At 74.6% G+C, this 20,124-nt stretch carries 14 protein-coding genes and 1 riboswitch; of the genes, 5 read left to right on the forward strand and 9 right to left on the reverse strand.

Annotation, left to right across the window (positions count from 1 at the left end; translation table 11 throughout):
- Window positions 1–74: 74 nt before the first annotated feature.
- Both ACFWEG_RS01830 and ACFWEG_RS01835 read right to left on the reverse strand, forming a co-directional pair.
- On the reverse strand, window positions 75–2,414 hold the full coding sequence (locus ACFWEG_RS01830) for a glycosyltransferase (RefSeq protein WP_387208043.1): 2,340 nt from the start codon (window positions 2,412–2,414) through the stop codon (window positions 75–77).
- Window positions 2,411–3,883, reverse strand: a complete 1,473-nt coding sequence (locus ACFWEG_RS01835; protein ID WP_387208045.1) for a hypothetical protein — start codon at window positions 3,881–3,883, stop codon at window positions 2,411–2,413. The genes ACFWEG_RS01830 and ACFWEG_RS01835 overlap by 4 nt, the downstream gene beginning before the upstream one ends.
- Before the next feature lie 197 nt (window positions 3,884–4,080).
- Between ACFWEG_RS01835 and ACFWEG_RS01840 the strand changes: the two genes are divergently transcribed.
- Window positions 4,081–5,253: an acyltransferase family protein gene (locus ACFWEG_RS01840; protein ID WP_387208047.1), complete on the forward strand. Its 1,173-nt coding sequence runs from the start codon at window positions 4,081–4,083 to the stop codon at window positions 5,251–5,253.
- Here ACFWEG_RS01840 and ACFWEG_RS01845 read toward each other — a convergent pair.
- Both ACFWEG_RS01845 and ACFWEG_RS01850 read right to left on the reverse strand, forming a co-directional pair.
- Window positions 5,201–6,601: a GntP family permease gene (locus ACFWEG_RS01845; RefSeq protein ID WP_387208049.1), complete on the reverse strand. Its 1,401-nt coding sequence runs from the start codon at window positions 6,599–6,601 to the stop codon at window positions 5,201–5,203. The two genes, ACFWEG_RS01840 and ACFWEG_RS01845, sit on opposite strands and share 53 nt — an antisense overlap.
- Window positions 6,602–6,642: 41 nt before the next feature.
- Window positions 6,643–7,164 carry a gluconokinase gene (locus ACFWEG_RS01850; RefSeq protein ID WP_387208181.1) on the reverse strand — a complete coding sequence of 174 codons (522 nt, stop codon included), beginning with the start codon at window positions 7,162–7,164 and terminating at the stop codon, window positions 6,643–6,645.
- Window positions 7,165–7,353: 189 nt separating this feature from the next.
- Between ACFWEG_RS01850 and ACFWEG_RS01855 the strand changes: the two genes are divergently transcribed.
- On the forward strand, window positions 7,354–8,061 hold the full coding sequence (locus ACFWEG_RS01855) for a FadR/GntR family transcriptional regulator (RefSeq protein WP_387208051.1): 708 nt from the start codon (window positions 7,354–7,356) through the stop codon (window positions 8,059–8,061).
- Between the two features lie 6 nt (window positions 8,062–8,067).
- On the opposite strand, the gene leuE is transcribed toward ACFWEG_RS01855, so the two are convergent.
- From leuE to cobN, 5 genes are all read right to left on the reverse strand, one after another.
- Window positions 8,068–8,718, reverse strand: a complete 651-nt coding sequence (gene leuE, locus ACFWEG_RS01860; RefSeq protein ID WP_387208053.1) for a leucine efflux protein LeuE — start codon at window positions 8,716–8,718, stop codon at window positions 8,068–8,070.
- A 342-nt stretch (window positions 8,719–9,060) separates the two neighbouring features.
- Window positions 9,061–10,008 carry an FkbM family methyltransferase gene (locus tag ACFWEG_RS01865; protein WP_387208055.1) on the reverse strand — a complete coding sequence of 316 codons (948 nt, stop codon included), beginning with the start codon at window positions 10,006–10,008 and terminating at the stop codon, window positions 9,061–9,063.
- Window positions 10,009–10,189: 181 nt separating this feature from the next.
- Entirely contained in the window at window positions 10,190–11,500 is a 1,311-nt protein-coding gene (locus ACFWEG_RS01870; protein WP_387208057.1) for a hypothetical protein, read from the reverse strand.
- Window positions 11,497–12,138 (reverse strand): RNA polymerase sigma factor, encoded by a 642-nt coding sequence (locus ACFWEG_RS01875; protein ID WP_387208059.1) that lies wholly within the window; start codon window positions 12,136–12,138, stop codon window positions 11,497–11,499. The genes ACFWEG_RS01870 and ACFWEG_RS01875 overlap by 4 nt, the downstream gene beginning before the upstream one ends.
- A 421-nt stretch (window positions 12,139–12,559) precedes the next feature.
- Window positions 12,560–16,279, reverse strand: coding sequence for a cobaltochelatase subunit CobN (gene cobN / locus ACFWEG_RS01880; protein WP_387208061.1), 3,720 nt, complete (start codon window positions 16,277–16,279; stop codon window positions 12,560–12,562).
- 55 nt (window positions 16,280–16,334) lie between these two features.
- Window positions 16,335–16,412, reverse strand: a riboswitch (cobalamin riboswitch).
- A 90-nt stretch (window positions 16,413–16,502) separates the two neighbouring features.
- Between cobN and cobG the strand changes: the two genes are divergently transcribed.
- Genes cobG through ACFWEG_RS01895 form a run of 3 tightly spaced genes read left to right on the forward strand, consistent with a single transcriptional unit; the run spans window position 16,503 to window position 20,112 of the window.
- The gene (cobG, locus tag ACFWEG_RS01885; protein ID WP_387208063.1) at window positions 16,503–17,924 is read left to right on the forward strand and encodes a precorrin-3B synthase; all 1,422 of its coding nucleotides are present in this window, start codon (window positions 16,503–16,505) and stop codon (window positions 17,922–17,924) included.
- Between the two features lie 56 nt (window positions 17,925–17,980).
- On the forward strand, window positions 17,981–18,613 hold the full coding sequence (locus ACFWEG_RS01890; RefSeq protein ID WP_387208065.1) for a precorrin-8X methylmutase: 633 nt from the start codon (window positions 17,981–17,983) through the stop codon (window positions 18,611–18,613).
- Window positions 18,610–20,112, forward strand: a complete 1,503-nt coding sequence (locus tag ACFWEG_RS01895) for a precorrin-2 C(20)-methyltransferase (RefSeq protein WP_387208067.1) — start codon at window positions 18,610–18,612, stop codon at window positions 20,110–20,112. Before ACFWEG_RS01890 ends, ACFWEG_RS01895 begins: the two co-directional genes overlap by 4 nt.
- The last annotated feature ends 12 nt before the right edge of the window (window positions 20,113–20,124 follow it).

Here is a 20,124-nt window from a genome sequence, read left to right on the forward strand (position 1 = left end):
CCGCCGAACTCCTCGGCGGAGGGCCCCGTCGCGTGCGGCGGGCCCGTCGGGTGCGGCGGGCCCGTCGGGTGCGCTCAGCCGGTCAGCCGGCGCAGCACCTCCGCGTTGGCCTGGGTCACCTTCCACAGCTCCTGCTGCCGCCCGTGGACGTCGGCGACGGCGGCTGCGTGGTCGCCGAGCAGCCCCGCGGCGCGCTCGACGAGGACCGCGCCGAGATCGCGGTCGTGCACCGAGATGCCCCACTCGGGGCGCTCGATGTCGGCGAGGAAGTACGCCATCTTCGGGTGCGAGATCAGGCTGACGATCGGCGTGCCGCAGCCGAAGGGGATCATCCCGGCGTGGCCGCGCATGCCGATGACCAGCTTCGTCCGGGCGTAGGTGTCGCGGATCGCGTCGTTGTCGAAGTCGTACATCGGGACCACCGGCAGCGAGATGCCGTGCACGCGCCGCAGGTCGAAGGCGATGGTCTCGTCGTCGAGCGAGTGGGCCGCGCAGAGCACCTCGGCGTGCTTGCCCAGCTCGCGGACGGCGTGCGCCATCTGGGCGAGGAAGTGGGCGTAGTCGTGGCCGAAGCGCAGCCCCGCGCGGTCGTACGCCGCGTTGATCATGACGGTGTCCTCCCGCTCGGCCGGGTCCGTCCAGCCGTCGACGAGCTGACGGGTGACGGTGGTCGGGCAGGGCTGGAAGCGCACCTTGTCGTGCAGCGAAGGGGGCAGCATCGCGCGGACCTTGGCGATGGATCCGTGGTTGCGCAGCCCGAAGAAGGACGACTTCTCCACCAGGGCCCGCAGGCTCTGCGAGAAGCGCGCCGCCCGGTAGGACTGGCCGTCGAAGGCGTTGAAGCCGACGGCGTAGACCATCACCGGCACGTCGATGCGCTCCAGGTGGGCGTCGGGGACGTTCCACTGCCAGGCGCTGTTGCCGTTGGGCATGGTGTCGGGGATGAAGAGGCCGCCCCCGCCGATGACCAGTCCGCGCCGGGCGTTGACGCGTTCGAGGGCCGCCTCGTCGAAGAGGCGGTGGGCGTGGACGGAGTGCCAGCGCCGGGCGGAGGCGTCCGGGTCGAAGGCGAGGCGGACGGACTCCGGCAGCAGCTTGTCGCCGGCGTTGCCCTGCCGCTCCATGTAGAACGCGACGTGGGCGAGCTGGTCGGAGGGCGAGCCCTCCTGCGGGGCGGGAACGGCCGAGGTGCGGGTGTGCATCAGCCGGGCGGGCCGGTGGGTCGGGTCGATCCCGAGCGCGGTGAGGGCGTGCGCCCGGGCGGTGGCGTCGTCGCCGTGGATCCAGGCGATCTGCGCGAGCCGGGAGTGGGCGGTGGCGCCCCGGTTGGGGGCCGAGGCGGCGAGCAGCAGGTGCGCGCGGGCCTCGTCGTAGCGCGAGACGCTCATCAGGGCGTGGCCGAGGACCTCGTGCGGCCAGGCGGCGTCGACGGGGATGTGCACCCGGCCGAGGATGTCGGCCGCCTCCTGGTAGTCGCCCGCGGAGATGTGCGCGGCGGCGACCCGGCGCGCGCTCTCCACGTCGGAGGTCCTGGCGACGTGCGCCGTGCCGAAGTGGACGAGGAGGTCGTGGTGGGCGCCCTTGCCCGCCGCCATGAACGCGGCGTGGAAGGCGGCCTCCGGCAGGTCGAACTCGTGCCAGCGCGCCTCGGCCTGCTCGTAGCCGGCCTCACCGCCCTGCCAGGGCTTGTGGCGGCCGGTGAAGTGCAGGATCGCGGTGTCCTCGGGGACGGGCTTGTCGCCGGAGAGCCGCCGCTTGACGAAGTTGTACCGGTGGTCGAGCCGGACGAAGTCGCCGTCCAGGGCGGCGTTCAGGATGCCCTGGTCGTGCTTGTCCAGCTCGTAGGCGCCGCTGCGGCCGATCTCGTCGATCCGGGCGCAGAACGCGTCGCTCAGGTACTCGCGCTGGATGACGAGCAGCCCGCTGTTGAGCTTGTGCTGCCCGTAGAAGAACTGCGGGACGGCCGCCAGCCCCTCGCGGAGTCTCAGCAGCTCGCCCAGGTCGTCGAGGACGACCATGTCGGTGTCCAGGGTGATGACGGTGTCGTAGTCGCGGATCCTGAAGACGTCCAGGATGAAGTACGCCTTGCGCACCAGGTAGTTGTCCTGGTCGCCCTTGGCGTACGCGTCGTAGCGGGCCGCGTCGACGCGGCGCGGCACGATCCTGGGGTGCAGGGCGCGGATCCGGGCGATCGACGAGGGCTTCAGGTCGTCGTGGAGGACGACGAAGTCCTCGCAGACCTCGGGGTTGGTGAGGGCGAGGCTGCGCAGCAGGGCGAGGAAGCCGGGCAGGTAGTTCTCGTCGACGAAGGACGCGAAGGCGATCCGGCGCCGGCCGGTGAGGGCGGCGGTGCTCGCGGCGGCCGCCCGGTCGGCGACGGCGGGGGCGGGCGGTGCGGTCGTGGTGGTGGTCATCGCAGGGAGATCCTCATGTCGGTGACGCTCCGGGCGCGTTCCATGACCCACGCCTTCTCGCTGGTGTACTCGTGCACGGAGGTGATGGGCATCTTCATGGCGCCGGCCAGCCGGTAGGCGCCGCTCTCGTAGAAGTCGAAGCCGATCAGGTCGAGCGTGGGGCTCACGTCGAGGAAGTCGAGCAGCCACAGCATGTTGAAGCCGCTGGTGGGGATCGACGGCCAGAGGTCGGTGCCGATCTTGCCGATGTTGCGCACCGGCCAGCGCAGGGACTCGTCGCCCAGGTGTATCTGCGCGCCGGGGACGAGCCGGTTGCGCAGGGAGTGCTTCCAGTCGCCGGAGATCCCGCCGAACACGAGCCGGGTGTCGACGTGCTGCTCCCAGTTGAACCCGTGCTTGTGGATGGTGGCGTGGATGTCCGTGCGGCGGCCGGTCGCCTTGGCGTCGATCTTGTAGGAGTTGAAGCGGACGACGAGGTCGTAGGCGTCGATCTCGGCGCCCATCGTGCTCTCGCCGACCCGGGCCGAGTTGGCGATCAGGCAGACGGACTTCCCCGCGATCCGGTTGCGGAACTCGCCGAGGGTGAGCCACCGGACCCCGCCGAAGGTGGGGTCCGCGACCGGGCCGCGGTGGCGGTTGCGGCGCTGCTCGGCGTAGTGGGCGAGGGCGGTGTGCAGACCCGCGGTGTCGCCGCCGGTCGCCGCGAGCCGCAGGTCGAGGTACTGGGTCAGGGCCGCGTGCAGGTCCGGCACGGGAGCGTTGTCGTCGCGGAGCCGGACCAGCGCGGCGACGAGCAGCGGCTCGGCGGCCGACCAGTCGCCGCGACCGTCGGCGTTCGCCTCAAGCCCCTGCGCCCACAGGTCGGTGGCGGGCCCCTCGGCGAGTTCCGCGGCGCGCGGGCAGCCCTGTGCGAGCAGGCCGACGAGGTCGTCCCGGTGCCGTCCTGCGAGACGCAGGCCCGCGATCCGCGGCGCCACGCCGAAACCGTCCTCGGTGGTGTTCGCGAGGTACTGCTGGTAGGCGGCGATGGCGGCCTCGTCGTCGCCGAGCGCCTCCAGGGTGCGGGCGCGCAGACGCCAGCCGGCCCGGGAGTTCCTGCGTTCGGTCAGGACGGCGTCGGAGATCAACCGGGCCAGCGCCAGCTCGTCGGCGTACCCGCACTCCAGGGCCTTGTTCCCGACGGCGAGCAGCGCGTCGAGCACGTTCGCGTCCAGGGCGGACGCGGGCTTCGCGGCGCGCCGGACCAGGGCGCCGACCCCTGAGGCGGCCCGTACGGGCGCGGGCCGCGCCTGCACCTGTGCGGCCAGCAACTGCCGCAGTTTCTCGCCCAGTTCGGCGCGGCGGCGGTCCATGGACCCGACCGTCTTGCCGCTGTGCACCGCACACGCGGCCAGGCACTCCTCCAGTGCGACGGCTCCGACCTCCGCGGTCGACTCCGTCCCGCGCGGCTCGGGCGGGTGGTTGCGCATTTTCGTCACGGTGCTCCCAGCATCTGCTCCCCCGCGACCGGACGGCGGGACAGCGACACGGTAGGAAGCCAGCGCGGCCGGGAGGTGAACTCCCCACGACGGCACGGGGAACGGAACCGCGGAGGAGGTTTCGCACCGGAATCGCTGGTCTACCGTCGCACGGAAGTCGATCGTCCGTTTCCCGAGGAAGAGCTCCGTTGCCCCGACCGTCGCACTCCCCCACCCTGCGGAAGGCGCCGCCCCGCGCCCCCACCGTCGCGCCGGCCGCGGTGCGGGCGCCCCGGCTGCGCGCGCTCGACGGGCTGCGGCTGCTGGCCGCGCTGATGGTGGCCGGCTACCACTTCGGCGGCCGCGGCGGGGAGGTCACCCAGGCCTGGGGCGCTTCCCCAAAGGCGCTCTTCCCCACCGCGCACGCATGGCTGGCCTACGGCTGCCTCGGCGTCCAGGTGTTCTTCGTGATCAGCGGATTCGTGATCGGCATGAGCGGCTGGGGGCGGACCCCGCGGGCGTTCTTCGCCTCGCGGGCGGCCCGGCTCTACCCGGCGTACTGGGCCGCGGTCGCGCTCGTCACGGCCGTGTTCGCGCTGCCGTGGGTGGCCTTCGAGGCGGTCTCGCCCAGCGACGCGCTGGTGAACCTGACGATGCTCCAGCAGCCGCTCGGCGTCGACCGGGTCCTCGGGGTCTGCTGGACGCTCTGGGCCGAGCTGCGGTTCTACGCCCTCTTCGCGCTCTTCGTGGTGGTGCCCGGGGTGACCCGGGGCCGGGTGGTGCGGTTCTGCGCGGGGTGGACGCTCGCCGCGGCGGCGGCCGCCGGCCTGGACGAGCCGCTGCTCGACCTGGTGCTCATGCCCGAGTACGCGCCCTTCTTCGTCGGCGGGCTCGGCCTCTACCTGGTGCACCGCGACCGGCGGGACCTCACGGCCTGGGGCGTCGTCGCGATCAGCTGGCTGATCGGCCAGCACCAGGCCGTGGCCGGGCTCTGGCACCCGGCGGACGCGTCCGCGTTCTCGTTCCGCTCGTCGCTGGTGATCGTGGCGGTGGTGACGTCCGGCTTCGCCGCCGTGGCGGCGGTGGCACTCGGCCGGCTCGGCTGGGCCGACCGGCCGTGGCTGACGGTCGCCGGGGCCCTGACCTACCCCTTCTACCTGGTGCACGAGCACCTCGGCTGGGTCGTCATCGACACCCTGCACCACCGGCTCGGCCTGCCGCCCCTCCCGACGGCCGCGCTGACCGTCACCGGCCTGCTCGCCCTCGCCTGGCTGCTCCACCGCTGGGTGGAGCAGCCGCTGACACCGCTGCTGCGGAGGGGGCTGAGTGCTACAGGACCAGCGACAGCAGCATCACGAAGCCAAGGCCCACCACCGAGATGACCGTCTCCATGACCGACCACGTCTTGATGGTCTGGCCGACGTCCATCCCGAAGTACTCCTTCACCATCCAGAAGCCCGCGTCGTTGACGTGGCTGAAGAACAGCGACCCGGCGCCGACGGCGAGGACGAGCAGGGCGACGTGCGGGACCGACATGTCCGCGGCGAGCGGGGCGACGAGGCCGGCCGCGGAGATGGTCGCGACGGTCGCGGAGCCGGTGGCGAGGCGGATGAGGACGGCGATCAGCCAGGCGAGGAGCAGCGGGGAGATGTTCCAGTTCTCCGAGAAGTCCATGATCATCTGACCGACGCCGATGTCGACGAGCGTGGTCTTGAAGCCGCCGCCCGCGCCGACGATCAGGACGATGCCGGCGATCGGGACCAGCGACCTGTCGACGGTCGAGGAGAGCCGCTCCCGGGAGAACCCCGCCGCCCGGCCGAGGGTGAACATGCCGACCAGGACGGCGGCGAGCAGGGCGATCAGCGGTGAGCCGACGACGTCGGTGACCCGCTGGACGTGGTTCTCGGGGTCGTTCACGACGATGTCGACGAGGGCCTTCACCAGCATCAGGACGACCGGCAGCAGCACGGTGGCGACCGTCGCGCCGAAGCTCGGGCGCCTCTCCAGGTCCTCGCTGGGCCGCTGCGGGATCATCTTCTCCGGCGGCGCGATGTCCACCCAGCGGGCGGCGTACTTCGAGAACAGCGGGCCCGCGATGATCGCGGTCGGGATGCCGATGAGGACGCCGAGCGCGAGGGTGACGCCCAGGTCGGCGTCGACGGCGTCGATCGCGGCGAGCGGTCCGGGGTGCGGGGGCACCAGGCCGTGCATGACGGAGAGTCCGGCGAGCGCCGGGATGCCGATCCGCATCACGGAGTGCCCGCCGCGCTTGGCGACCAGGAGCACCACCGGGATCAGCAGCACGATGCCGACCTCGAAGAACAGCGGCAGCCCGATGACGCCCGCGATCAGGACCATCGCCCACGGCATCGTCCGGTCCGACGCCCTGGCCAGGATGGTGTCGACGATCTGGTCGGCGCCTCCGGAGTCCGCGAGCAGTTTGCCGAGGATCGCCCCGAGCGCGATCAGCACGCCCACGCCCGCGACGGTGTCGCCGAGTCCGTTGCCGAAGCTGAGGAGCGTCTTGTCGAGCGGCGCGCCCGCGGTCGCGCCGAGGACGATCGAGCCGATCGTCAGGGCGAGGAAGGCGTGCAGCTTGAACATGGTGATGAGCAGCACGATGACGGCGATGCCGACCAGCACGGCGATGCCGAGCTGGGCCTGTCCGGCGGAGGTGATCGGCTCGGCGGCCGGTTCCGCCGCCAGCATCTCGACGCTGAGACGCGACATGGGAAGTCCCTACGGTGGTGGGTGGGATCGGACTGCGGGGGTCAGGGGGCGGCGGCCTCGGGGACGCCGCACCCGGGCGCGACGATCCGAGGGACCGCCGCCGCGGCCCGCTCGGCGATGGCCTGCGGCGGATGCGCGACGCTGATCGCGACGCCCTCCTCGTCGGCCGCGAGCGGTTCGAGCGCGGCGAACTGCGAGTCCAGCAGCGCGCCGGGGAAGAAGTGCCCGGTGCGGTCGGCCAGCCGGGACGCGATCAGCGCCCGGTCGCCGGTCAGGTGCACGAAGAACAGCCGGGCGCCGGGGACGGCCGCGCGCAGCCGGTCCCGGTAGGCGCGCTTGAGGGCCGAGCAGCCGATGACGCCGCCGCCCGCGCGGTGCGCGCGCGCCCAGTCGCCGACGAGGTCGAGCCAGGGGGCCCGGTCGGCGTCGTCGAGGGGCGTGCCCGCCGCCATCTTCGCGATGTTCGCCGGCGGGTGGAGGACGTCGGCCTCCGCGTACGGGACGCCGAGGCGCTCGGCGAGGAGCGTGCCGACGGTGGACTTGCCGGTCCCCGACACGCCCATCACGACCACGAGCGGCCCGCCCGGGTCCGGCGGCGTGCGATCTGTTCCCTGCACGGCGGCTTGCACCTCGCTGTCTCCCTCGACCTCGATGTCCCGTCCACCTAACGCCATACGTACGACATATTCAAGGGACTGTGGTCCATACGTCATACGTATTCGCTCCGTGGGATCCGCGTACGCTGGGTGACCATGGACAACAGCGGCACCCGGCCGGGCCTGCACGCCCGCCTGCTCGACGCCCTCGGCCCGGCCATCACGGCGGGCGAGTACCCCGCGGGCAGCGTCTTGCGCACCGACGAGCTCGGGGACCGGTTCTCGGTGTCGCGGACGGTGGTCCGGGAGGTGGTCCGGGTCCTGGAGTCGATGCACCTGGTGGAGTCGCGGCGGCGGGTGGGCGTGACCGTGCGGCCGCCGGAGGAGTGGAACGTCTTCGACCCGCAGGTCATCCGCTGGCGGATGGCGGGCGCGGACCGCCCCCGCCAGCTGCGCTCGCTGACCACCCTGCGCTCGGCGGTCGAGCCGGCCGCGGCGGGGCTCGCCGCCGTCCACGCGGACGCGGAGCAGTGCGCCGCCATCACCCGGCACGCGATGGACATGGTCGCCAACTCCCGCGGCGGGCGCCTGGAGGCGTACATGGTCCACGACATCGCGTTCCACCGGGAGGTGCTGCGGGCGTCGGGCAACGAGATGTTCGCCCGGCTCGGGGACGTCGTCGGCGAGGTGCTGACCGCGCGGACCCGCTACGAGGTGACGTTCCCGGACCCCGACCCGGCGGCCGTGACCCTGCACGTGCGGGTCGCGGAGGCGATCCGGGCGCGGGACGCGGCGGCGGCGGAACGCTACACGCGGGAGATCACCGAGGGGGCGCTGCAGGAGCTGGACGTCCTGGCCCCCTGAGGCGCGTCAGGCGCTGCTGAGCGAGAGCTTCGCCGCGAACCCGAGGAACAGCACCCCGGCCGCGGACGTCGCCCCCGCAGACAGCGCCTTGCGCCGGCGGAACGCGGCGGAGAGGCGGGTGCCGGCGAATATCAGCGTGCTCAGGTAGAGGAAACTCGCCAACTGCGCGAAAGCGCCCAGAGTGACGAACGAGAGCGCGGGATAGGCGTAGTCGGGGTCCACGAACTGCACGAAGAACGAGATGAAGAACAGGATCGCCTTCGGGTTCAGCAGGCTGACCACCAGCGCGCGCCGGTAGGGCCGCTCGTGGGCCGGCACCTCCTCGGTCAGGCTCTCCGCGGCCCGCTCCCGCCGGGTGCGCCACAGCGACCACGCCGCCCGCATCATCCCGACCGCGAGCCAGGTCAGATAGCCCGCGCCCGCGTACTTCACGATCCCGAACAGCACCGCGTTCGCCTGGAGCAGCGAGGCGACCCCCGCCGCCGACAGCGTCATCAGCACCGCGTCCCCGCAGAACACGCCCGCGGCCGCCACGTACCCCGTCCGCACCCCGCGGCGGGCCGCCACCGAGAGCACGTACAGCGAGTTGGGGCCCGGCAGCAGGATGATCAGCGCGAGGCCGGCGAGGTAGGTCGGGAGATCCGTGATGCCGAACATGTCCCGCAGTGTCGCACGCGGGTCCGACAACCGGCCGGGCAGTTTCGGAATGCGGTCCTCCGCATGGGGAGACCTCCGCGCGGCCGCAACGTTTCCGCGGCCCCTGCGCATCAGAGAGGTGAGGGGCGCGGACGGGACCGGGGGAACGTGTCCCGCCCGCGCCGGGTGCGCAGAGCCGTGGGTACGGGGGGAACCCCGGCTCGTCGCGCCGCCGATGACCAGTCGGCTCACTCCGTACTGCGCCGCCTCGACCGAAAGCGTTACACCGGCCCGCGCCCGGCGAACTGATCGGTCGGTCGGTATCCGAGGGCGGGCGGTTCCGGGGCGGCCGTGTGGCGGTCGTCAGCCGGCGTCCGTCCCGCGCGGGGCGAACAGCAGGTTGCGGCTCTTCTCGGGGCGCGCTTCCGTGATCGGGACGAGGCCGCCGTCCTTCTCCGCGATCCAGTGGAACGTGTAGTCGAGGCCCTTGAAGTGCGCGGTGAGGCCGTCCAGCTCGCTCTCGCGGAGCGCCTCCAGAAGGACGGTCGGGCGGTGGCGCTCCAGAAGGCGGCGGGCTCCGGTCAGGACGTGCGGCTCGTGCCCCTCTACGTCGATCTTGATCAGGTCCACCGGCTTCTCGGGGAAGGCCTCGTCCAGGGTGGTGAGCGGGACGCGGTAGGTGGAGGCGCCCTGGAGCGGCTCCGTGAACTCCTCCAGAGTGGATCCCGTGGAGAGCAGGTTGTTCATCCGGAAGCGGATGTTGATGTCGGCCCGCCCGCCCCGGTCCGAGACGCCCTCGGCGTGCAGGTGCAGGTTCCTGAGCCCGTTGGCGCGGTGGTTGACCGCGAGCCGCGCGTGGACCGGCGGCACCGGCTCGAAGGCGTGGACGGCGGCCTTCGGCGCGGACAGCGCGGCGACCATCGCGTAGTAGCCGACGTGCGCGCCGACGTCGACCACCGTGCTGGACGCGGCGGCCAGCCGGCTCCAGTGCCCGAGGCTCCCCCGCTCGTACCCGAAGCGCCCGTTCCAGACGGTGTCCAGGGCGACGGCCTCGTCGTTCCCGCAGAACATGACGAACGGCGGGCACAGGCCCGACTCGACGTCCACCCAGCCGTGGTACGGGAAGGCCTTGCGGTGGGTGTGCAGGATCTCCTTGGTGGTCACCGGCCGGACCCGCCCGCCCTCCTCGACGGCCCGCCGGTTCGCCGTGTCCAGGCCACTGGCCCGGACTCCCGCCGACTGCGCGGGCGACCGTTCCGGCCCGCTGCGCGCGGCCGTCGTACCCGACCGGATCTTGCGGAGGATCTTCACACGTACTCCTGGGGACGGTGCCGGGGAGGGTGGGTCCGTCGATCCTGCCGAAGTCCAGGGGCCTCCGGGTGAGGGGCGGGTGAACACGCGGCGAAGCCGCGGGCCCCGGCGGGTGTCCGAGGCCCGGCGGGCGCGGTGCGGGGCGGCGGTTGCGGGCGGGGCCCGGTCCGGTCCGGTCGGTTCAGGAGCGGGGCGCGGGTGCGTCGCGGGACGGCTGGGCCGGCTGGTCGCGGAGGTGGGGACGGGCCGTGCCGCGCCGCACGTCGGCGGTCTGCTCGCGGCCGTCACGGCCCGCGCGGGGCACCGCGGCGTGGCGGGGCCGCGTGCCGGGGGTGTCGTCGGTCGCGGGGGTGCAGGCCCTGCCGCGGGGGGAGTCACCGCGGGTGTCGCGCTTGCCGGGGCGGGCGGCGCCGCGGGCCTTGTCGGGCTTGGTGGCGCGGGCCTTGTCGGGCTTGGTGGCGCGGGCCTTGTCGGGCCTGGTCGCGCGGGCCTTGTCGGGATTGCCGCCGCGCCCGTCGCCGCCCTTGTCGTCGCGCTGGGCGTCACGCTTGACCTCGCGCGGCCCCGTCGCGGGCTCGGAGTGCGGGGCGGGACCTCCCTGGGCGAGGAAGCGGGTGCAGAAGCGGCGGGCCGCCTTCGCGCCGCCCGCGACGCGTTCCAGGAGGCGGCGGTCGGGGGTGTCGGGTCCGGGGCCCTCGCCGACGTACGCCCGGCAGACGTCGGCGGTCCTGGCGCGGCCGTCGGGGTCGGCGGACCAGGGGCCTTCGGGGGCCGGCGCGGCGAGGTCGGTGGAGCGGGGGGACGGCTGCGGGGACGGGGCGGGGCCGCCGGCCGTGGGGGCCGGGGAGCCGCCGGGGCGGGGGCCGTCGTCCGGGGCGGGGGCGCGGCGGGCGGTGCGGCCCGAGGAGCCGGCGCCGGCGGGGCCGGAGGCCTCGGACGATCCGGCGGCGGGGTCCCGCGGGTGCGCCCCGCTCGCGGCGACGGTCGGCTCGTCGCGGAACGGCGCGGGCAGCGCGCCGGTACCGGCCGCGACGGCGACCCCGCCGACGGTGCAGACGGCGAGCGCGGCGGCGAGCCCGAACCGCACGGGTCGCGCCCAGCCGGCGGCGGTCCGCGCGGACCGCCGGTCGGGGGCTCCCGCGGACGCGGCGAGCAGGACCGTGCCGCCGGCCCGCGCGGCGCGGTACGCGGCCACCGCGGCGGCCTCGCCGGGGAGTTCGGGCGCGGTCCGCGCGGCGGCGGCGGCGCGCGGGCGGGTGCCGCTCGCGTCGACCCCGGGCAGCGCGTGGGCCAGCACCCGCTCCAGGCGGGCCGCCCGGGCCCGGGCGTCGCCCATGGGCAGGACGGCGGCCACCGGGCGGCCGTCCAGGAGGCGTTCGGCGGTGTCGCGGTCGAGCCAGCTCAGGTCGGGAAGGACGCGCGGCAGGTCCGTCAGGCCGTGCGACCGCAGGTCCTGGACACCGTCCCGGGCGCCCCCGTGCTCGTCGGTCATCGCACGCCCCTCTGCGCCCTCGACCGCATGCGCAGCGCCCCGCCGGCGGCGGCCGGGGCGGGGACGGGGCGCGGGACGTGGTCGTAGGGGCCCTCGCCGATGAGTTCGGCGAGCCGCTTGAGGCCGCGGTGGGCGGCGGTGCGGACCGCGCCGGGGCGCTTGCCGAGGGTCCGGGCGGCGCTCTTGGCGTCGAGCCCGACGACGACCCTCAGGACGACGGCCTCGGCCTGGTCCTGGGGCAGTTGCGCGATGAGGGCGAGCGTGTGGTCGGTGGAGACGGACTCCATGGCCTCGCCGAAGGTGTCGGAGGGGGCGGGCCGTTCGGCGAGTTCGGTGTCGTCGCTGCCGACCGCGGGGCGCCGGCCGCGCATGCGGATGTGGTCCAGGGCGCGGTTGCGGCCTATCCGCGCGGCCCAGCCCCGGAAGCGGTCCGCGTCGCCGCTGAACGTGTCCAGGTCGCGGGCGATCTGGAGCCACGCCTCGGAGGCGACGTCCTCGGCCTCGCCCTCGCCGACGAGCGTCCGCAGGTATCCGAGCAGGCGTGGGTGCACGGCGCGGTACACAGTACGGAAGGCGGTCTCGTCCCCGTTCTGCGCTGCACGCACCGCGGCGGTCAGTTCCGCGTCGTCCCCCAGCACACCCTCACCCTGCCTGCCGGCGCGTTCCCCTGCGGTCCGCCGGCACGGATATGCACAGCACGCTACGACGTGTCACCGCCCCGCGTCCATGGCCCACGGACTTCGCGATCGTAGAACGTGCAACGATCGCGTCACGGGCCCCTCGCGCACCGCGCCGCGGCCGGTCGGCGCCCTGGTGTGACAGAAAACGCTTGCCCGGCGCTGAGTGGAGTACGGGCCGCTCGTCGGCCCGCGTGGCGGCGGCCGGGGTCTCTCCTGTGGGGGGTGGCGACCCCGGCCGTCTCCGCTCCGGGCCGCCGTCCGGTGCCGCGCCGGGAGGGGCGGCGGCGGGGCGGCCGGTTGCCGTCGCGACCGGGGAACGGTTGCGGACGGGACCGTGGAGCCATCAACCAGTCGCAGCAGCCAGCAGTTTGACGGAACGTCAGTCGCCGCCCTCCAGGTCGCCCTCCGTCTCCAGGTAGACCTCCCGCAGCGCCGCGAGGGCCGCCGGGTCGGGCTCGGCCCACATGCCGCGCGACTCGGCCTCCAGGAGGCGCTCCGCGATGCCGTGCAGGGCCCAGGGGTTTGCCTCCTGGAGGAACGCGCGGTTGACGGGGTCCATGACGTACGTCTCGGTGAGCTTGTCGTACATCCAGTCCGCGACGACGCCGGTGGTGGCGTCGTAGCCGAAGAGGTAGTCGACGGTGGCGGCGAGCTCGAACGCGCCCTTGTAGCCGTGGCGACGCATCGCCTCGATCCACCGCGGGTTGACCACCCGCGCGCGGAACACGCGCGAGGTCTCCTCGACCAGGGTGCGGGTGCGGACGGTCTCGGGTCGGGTGGAGTCGCCGATGTACGCCTCGGGGGCGCTGCCGCGCAGCGCGCGGACGGTCGCCACCATGCCGCCGTGGTACTGGAAGTAGTCGTCGGAGTCGGCGATGTCGTGCTCGCGGGTGTCGGTGTTCTTCGCCGCGACCGCGATCCGCTTGTACGCGGTCTCCATCTCCTCCCGGGCGGGACGCCCGTCCAGCTCGCGGCCGTAGGCGTACCCGCCCCAGACGGTGTAGACCTCGGCCAGGTCGGCGTCGGTGCGCCAGTCGCGCGAGTCGATGAGCTGGAGCAGACCGGCGCCGTAGGTGCCGGGGCGGGAGCCGAAGATGCGGGTGGTGGCGCGGCGTTCGTCGCCGTGCGCGGCGAGGTCGGCCCGGACGTGCGCCCGGACGTGGTTGGCGTCCGCCGGCTCGTCCAGGGAGGCGGCGAGGCGTACGGCGTCGTCGAGCAGGGCGACCACGTGCGGGAACGCGTCCCGGAAGAAGCCGGAGATCCGCAGGGTGACGTCGATACGCGGCCGCCCGAGCTCGGCCGCCGGGACGGCCTCAAGACCCGTCACCCGCCGCGAGGCGTCGTCCCACACCGGACGCACGCCCAGCAGCGCGAGCGCCTCCGCGATGTCGTCCCCCGCTGTCCGCATGGCGCTCGTCCCCCACAGGGACAGCCCCACCGACGTCGGCCACTCGCCGTTGTCCGCCCGGTACCGCTCCAGCAGCGAGTCCGCCAGCAACTGCCCCGTCTCCCACGCGAGCTTCGACGGCACCGCCTTGGGGTCCACGCTGTAGAAGTTCCGCCCCGTCGGCAGCACGTTCACCAGCCCCCGCAACGGCGACCCCGACGGCCCCGCCGGCACGAACCCCCCGTTCAGGGCGTGCACGGCGTGATCGATCTCTGCGGTGGTCCCGTCGAGCCGCGGCACGACCTCGGTCGCGGCGAACCGCAGCACAGCGGCGACCTGGTCGGCGGCGACGAAGTCGCTGCCTTCAGGGGCGCGGGGCTGTGACATCTGCGGCTCCGCAGCGTGGGCGCGACCAGCCCCGACGGCGGGAAGGTCGCGCGACGACCGATCCACCCCGACCGCCGCGTACTCCGCGACGACCCGCTCGACCGCCGCCGGATCCCACCCCGCGTCCTCCATCGCCTGGACCAGCGTCCGCGCATCCGCCTCGACCGCATCCGCCGCGGAGCGGGTCGCGGCGGACTCGTCCAGCCCCAACGCCTCCCGCAACCCCGGCAGCGACGCGTTGCCGCCCCAGATCTGCCGCGCCCGCAGGATCGCGAGGACGAGGTTGACCCGCGCCTCCCCCGCCGGCGCCGCGCCGAGCACGTGCAGCCCGTCACGGATCTGCGCGTCCTTGATCTCGCAGAGCCACCCGTCGACGTGGAAGATGAAGTCGTCGAAGCCGTCGTCGTCCGGCTGGTCCTCGAGCCCCAGGTCGTGGTGGAGCTTCGCGGCCCGGATGAGCGTCCAGATCTGCGCCCGGATCGCCGGCAGCTTCGCCGGATCCATCGCACCGATCTGCGCGTACTCGTCGAGCAGCTGCTCCAGGCGCGCGATGTCGCCGTAGGACTCCGCGCGGGCCATCGGCGGCACCAGGTGGTCGACGAGCGTGGCGTGGACGCGGCGCTTGGCCTGGGTGCCCTCGCCGGGATCGTTCACCAGGAACGGGTAGACGAGCGGCAGGTCGCCGAGCGCCGCGTCCGGCCCGCACGCGGCGGACAGGCCCGCGTTCTTGCCGGGCAGCCACTCCAGGTTGCCGTGCTTGCCGAGGTGGACCACGGCGTCCGCGCCGAACCCGCCGTCGTCCGCCCGCGCGGCGATCCAGCGGTAGGCGGCCAGGTAGTGGTGCGAGGGCGGCAGGTCGGGGTCGTGGTAGATCGCGATCGGGTTCTCGCCGAAGCCGCGCGGCGGCTGGATCAGGATCAGCAGATTGCCACGTCGCAACGCGGCGAGGACGATGTCGCCCTCCGGGTTCGCCGACCGGTCGACGAACATCTCCCCCGGCGGCGGCCCCCAGTGCTCCTCCACCGCCTCCCGCAGCTCCTGCGGCAGCTCGGCGTACCAGCGCCGGTAGTCCGCGGCGGGGATGCGGACCGGGTTGCGGGCCAGCTGCTCCTCGGTGAGCCAGTCCTGGTCGTGCCCGCCGGCCTCGATGAGCGCGCGGATCAGCTCGTCGCCGTCGCCGGAGGCCAGTCCGGGGACGTCCCCGGAGCCGAAGTCGTAGCCCTCCGCGCGCAGTCGGCGCAGCAGGGCGACCGCGCTCGCGGGGGTGTCGAGGCCGACCGCGTTGCCGATCCGGGAGTGCTTCGTCGGGTAGGCGGAGAGGACCAGCGCGAGCCGCTTCTCCGCGTCGGGTATGTGTCGCAGGCGTGCGTGGCGGAGCGCGATCCCGGCGACGCGCGCGGCCCGTTCGGCGTCGGGGACGTACGCCGGAAGGCCGTCGCCGTCGATCTCCTTGAACGAGAACGGGACGGTGATCAGCCGGCCGTCGAACTCGGGGACGGCGATCTGGGTGGCCGCGTCGAGCGGGGACACGCCCTCTTCGTTGGCCTCCCAGTCCGCGCGGGACGAGGTCAGGCAGAGCGCCTGGAGGATCGGTACGTCGAGGTCGGTGAGCGCGCCCGCGTCCCAGGACTCGTCGTCGCCGCCCGCGGACGCCTCCGCGGGGCGGGTGCCGCCCGCCGCGAGGACCGTGGTGACGATCGCGTCGGCCGCCCGCAGCTCCGCGATCAGCTCGGGCTCGGGGACGCGCAGGGAGGCCACGTACAGGGGCAGCGGGCGGGCGCCCGCCTTCTCCAGGGCGTCGCAGAGGGCGTGCACGAACGCGGTGTTGCCGCTCATGTGGTGCGCGCGGTAGTAGAGCACCGCGACGACGGGTCCCCCGGCCTCCGGTGCGGGGGTGCGCTCCAGGCGGCCCCAGGAGGGCGCGGGCGCCGGGGACTCGAAGCCGTGGCCGGTCAGCAGCACGGTGTCGGAGAGGAACCGGGCGAGCTGCTCCAGGTTCGCGGGGCCGCCGTGCGCCAGGTAGGCGTGCGCCTCGGCGGCGATCCCGACGGGGACGGTCGAGGCGGCCATCAGCTGGGCGTCGGGGGCCTGTTCGCCGGTTAGGACGACGACGGGACGGCCGTCGGCGAGCAGCAGGTCCAGGCCCTCCTGCCAGGCGCGCACCCCGCCGAGCAGGCGGACGACGACGAGTCCGGCGCCGTCCAGGAGCGCGGGCAGCTCGTCCAGGGCGGTGCGGGAGGGGTTGGCGTAGCGGTAGGGCACCGGTCCGTCCGCCGCGCGGGCGCTGAGCAGATCGGTGTCCGACGTCGACAGGAGCAGGATCATGCGGCGTCTGGCCTTCCTCGGGGTGTCCACGCCCCGGGCGGTTGAGAGACGGCGGGAGTTCCTGGCTCGTGCGGCCACACAGTGGCCGGACTCACAGTGGCGGGACCGCGCCGGATTCGCACCGGGCTTCCTCCCTGTCGCCGTCTCGGCGGCGGGGGCACCGGGTGGATCCCCCCGCAGGCATAGTAAGGGGCGCCGCAAGAGGTCAGGGAGTACGCCCGATATGACCATCGGTATGCTCGCCGCCATGTCCACCCCCCGCCCCGCTCCGGCCGCTCCGGCTGCCCGGCCGGTCGTCCCGCAGGCCGCCCCGGCGGCCCCGGACGCTGCCCCGGCGGGCCCGGCCGACGTCGCGCCGCGCGGCGCGCAGGAGGCCGTACGGGGCCGGCAGGACGCCTGTCCCGGCACGCTGCGGCTGCACGCGGCGGACGACGGTGCGCTGGCGCGGGTGCGGATCCCCGGGGGCGTGCTCGACGTGCGCCGGGCCCGCGCGCTGGCCGACGCCGCGGCGCGCCTCGGCGACGGCGACCTGCACCTCACCTCGCGCGGCAACGTCCAGCTGCGGGGCCTGCGCGACGGCTGCGGCGGGGAGTTGGCCGCCGCGCTCGACGCCGCCGGGCTGCTGCCCTCGCCCGCGCACGAGCGGGTGCGCAACGTCGTCGCCTCGCCGCTGTCCGGCCTCGACGGCCAGGGGTCGCGCGACGTCCGGCCGTGGCTGACGGCCCTGGACGCCCTGCTGTGCGGCAGCGCGCCCGCGCGGGACCTGTCCGGGCGCTTCCTGTTCGCGCTCGACGACGGCCGGGGGGACGTCGCCGGACTCGGTGCGGACGTCGTCGTCCAGGCTCTGGAGGGCGCGCACGCGCGGCTGCTCCTGGGGCCGCGCCGGGAGTCCCTGCGAGTCCCTGCGGAGCACGCCCCCGAGGCCGCGCTGACCGCCGCGCACACCTTCCTCGACCTCGCCCGGGACACCGAGGGCCGCACGTGGCGCATCAGCGATCTCGCGCTGCCGGACGGGGAGTTGCGGAACGCGGTGGCAGGACGGCTCGCAGCGGCGGGCATCCCCGCGCGCAGGGACGCCGAGCCGGCCCGCGAGCCGCACGCCGAGGGTGCCGCCGCGCGGGGGCCGCGCCCCGGGCGCGTCGGGGACGCGCTCTGTGTGCACGTCCCGTTCGGGCGGCTGACGGCCCTCCAGTGGGACGTCCTGATCCGGCTCGCCGCCGCGCACGCCGGGGAGTTGCGGCTGACGCCCTGGAGGGGCGTCGTCGTCCCCGTGCCGGGCATCGGCGCGGCGGACGCGGACGACGCGCTCGCGCGGTGCGCGGCCGCCGGTCTCGTGACGGGCGACTCGCCCTGGCTGCGCGTCGGCGCGTGCGTCGGCCGCCCGGGGTGCGCGAAGTCGCGCGCGGACGTGCGGGCGGACGCCGGACGGATGCTGCCCGCCGTCGTCGCGTCGCCGCTGCCGCTGTACTGGTCCGGCTGCGCACGGCGTTGCGGCGCTCCGCGCGGAGACCGTGTCGACGTCGTCGCGGCACCTGAGGGGGGCTACCGCGTCACCCGGGCCGGCGACGACGGCCAGGACGCCCGCGCGACCCCCCTGCGCACCCCCGGAGACCTCGCCGCCGCCCTCCGCGTGGCGGCCCCCTGACGCCTGATGACGACCGCCCGCCCACCGCACCACGACCGAGAGCAGCGAGACGCACCGTGACCACGTTCGACTACGAGAAGGACGGACCGGCGATCTACCGGCAGTCCTTCGCCACCATCCGCGCGGAGGCGGACCTGGGCGCCCTGCCGGCCGACGTCAGCCAGGTCGCGGTGCGGATGATCCACGCCTGCGGGATGGTCGACCTGGTCGCCGACCTCGGCTGGACCCCCGGCGTGGTGGCCCGCGCCCGCGAGGCCCTGCGGGGCGGCGCGCCGATCCTCTGCGACGTGCAGATGGTCGCCAGCGGCGTCACCCGCAAGCGCCTGCCGGCGGACAACGACGTCGTGTGCACCCTCTCCGACCCGTCGGTGCCCGACCTCGCGGCGAAGCTCGGGACCACCCGCAGCGCCGCCGCCATGGAGCTGTGGCGCGACCGCATGGAGGGCGCCGTCGTCGCCGTGGGGAACGCGCCCACCGCGCTGTTCCGCCTCCTGGAGATGATCGAGGAGGGCGCGCCCCGGCCCGCCGCCGTCATCGGAGTCCCCGTGGGCTTCGTCGGGGCCGCCGAGTCCAAGGACGCGCTGGCCGACCACCCCTCGGGCCTGGAGCACCTGGTCGTCCGGGGCCGTCGCGGAGGCAGCGCCATCGCCGCCGCCGCGCTCAACGCGATAGCGAGCGAGGAAGAATGAGCGGCAAGCTGTACGGGGTCGGTCTCGGCCCCGGGGACCCGTCCCTGATGACCCTGCGCGCCGTCGAGGCCATCGCCGGCGCGGACGTGATCGCCTACCACAGCGCGCGCCACGGCCGTTCCATCGCCCGCTCGATCGCGGCGGCGCACATCCGCCCCGACCACGTCGAGGAACTCCTCGTCTACCCGGTGACGACCGAGATCAGCGACCACCCGGGCGGCTACCAGGGCGCGATGGACGAGTTCTACACCGAGGCCGCCGCGCGGCTCGCCGTCCACCTGGACGCGGGGCGCACGGTGGCCGTCCTCGCCGAGGGCGACCCGCTCTTCTACGGCTCGTACATGCATATGCACAAGCGGCTCGCGGACCGCTACGACACCGAGGTCGTCCCCGGCGTCACCTCGGTGTCCGCGGCCGCCGCACGCCTCGGCACACCGCTCGCGGAGGGCGAGGAGGTGCTGACGATCCTGCCGGGCACGCTGCCCGAGGAGGAGCTGACGGCCCGTCTGGCCGCCACCGACGCGGCCGTGGTGATGAAGCTCGGCCGCACCTTCCCGAAGGTCCGCCGGGCGATGGAGCGCGCCGGGCGGCTGCCGGAGGCCCGGTACGTCGAGCGGGCCACGATGGCGGGCGAGCGGCTCGCCGGACTCGCGGACGTCGACGCGGACTCGGTGCCGTACTTCTCGGTGGCCGTGCTGCCGAGCCGGGCCGGCCGGGAGCGCCCCGAGCGGGCGACGGACGGCCACGGAGTCGGTCAGGTGACCGTCGTGGGGACGGGCCCCGCGGGGCCGCTGTGGCTGACGCCGGAGACGCGCGGTGCGCTCGCCGAGGCAAGCGACCTGGTCGGTTACACCACGTACCTGGACCGGGTGCCGGTGCGCGCCGGGCAGCGGCGGCACGGCTCCGACAACCGCGTGGAGGCCGAGCGGGCGGAGTTCGCCCTGCAGCTCGCCGCGCGCGGGCACCGGGTGGCCGTCGTCTCCGGCGGCGACCCGGGGGTGTTCGCGATGGCGACCGCCGTCCTGGAGGCCGCCTCGGCCGCCGATTACGCGCACGTGCCGGTGCGGGTGCTGCCCGGGGTGACCGCCGCCAACGCGGCCGCCGCCCGCGCGGGCGCGCCCCTGGGGCACGACTACGCGGTCGTCTCGCTCTCCGACCGGCTCAAGCCGTGGGAGGTCATCGCGGAGCGGCTGCGGGCCGCCGCCTCGGCCGACCTGGTCCTCGCGCTCTACAACCCGGGCTCCCGCAGCCGCACCTGGCAGGTCGGCAAGGCGCGCGAGGTGCTCATGGAGCACCGGGCGCCGGACACGCCGGTCGTCGTCGCCCGCGACGTCGGCGGCGCGGGCGAGGAGGTGCGGATCGTGCGGCTGGCCGAACTGGACCCGTCCGAGGTCGACATGCGCACGATCCTGCTGGTCGGCTCGTCCCGCACCCAGGTGGTGCGGCGGGGCGACGGCCAGGAGGTCGTCTGGACCCCGCGGGACTACCCCGAGGGGTGAGGGCGGCGGCCG

The organism is Streptomyces sp. NPDC060194 (genome assembly GCF_042728285.1).
Taxonomy (GTDB): Bacteria; Actinomycetota; Actinomycetes; order Streptomycetales; family Streptomycetaceae; genus Streptomyces.

What these genes read in the sequence shown, in the direction of transcription:
- ACFWEG_RS01830 (WP_387208043.1), bottom strand. Translation starts at nt 2,414, where the DNA reads ATGACCACCACCACGACCGCACCGCCCGCCCCCGCCGTCGCCGACCGG.
- ACFWEG_RS01835 (WP_387208045.1), bottom strand. Translation starts at nt 3,883, where the DNA reads ATGCGCAACCACCCGCCCGAGCCGCGCGGGACGGAGTCGACCGCGGAG.
- ACFWEG_RS01845 (WP_387208049.1), bottom strand. Translation starts at nt 6,601, where the DNA reads ATGTCGCGTCTCAGCGTCGAGATGCTGGCGGCGGAACCGGCCGCCGAG.
- ACFWEG_RS01850 (WP_387208181.1), bottom strand. Translation starts at nt 7,164, where the DNA reads ATGGGCGTGTCGGGGACCGGCAAGTCCACCGTCGGCACGCTCCTCGCC.
- ACFWEG_RS01855 (WP_387208051.1), top strand. Translation starts at nt 7,354, where the DNA reads ATGGACAACAGCGGCACCCGGCCGGGCCTGCACGCCCGCCTGCTCGAC.
- leuE (WP_387208053.1), bottom strand. Translation starts at nt 8,718, where the DNA reads ATGTTCGGCATCACGGATCTCCCGACCTACCTCGCCGGCCTCGCGCTG.
- ACFWEG_RS01870 (WP_387208057.1), bottom strand. Translation starts at nt 11,500, where the DNA reads ATGACCGACGAGCACGGGGGCGCCCGGGACGGTGTCCAGGACCTGCGG.
- cobN (WP_387208061.1), bottom strand. Translation starts at nt 16,279, where the DNA reads ATGATCCTGCTCCTGTCGACGTCGGACACCGATCTGCTCAGCGCCCGC.
- cobG (WP_387208063.1), top strand. Translation starts at nt 16,503, where the DNA reads ATGACCATCGGTATGCTCGCCGCCATGTCCACCCCCCGCCCCGCTCCG.
- ACFWEG_RS01895 (WP_387208067.1), top strand. Translation starts at nt 18,610, where the DNA reads ATGAGCGGCAAGCTGTACGGGGTCGGTCTCGGCCCCGGGGACCCGTCC.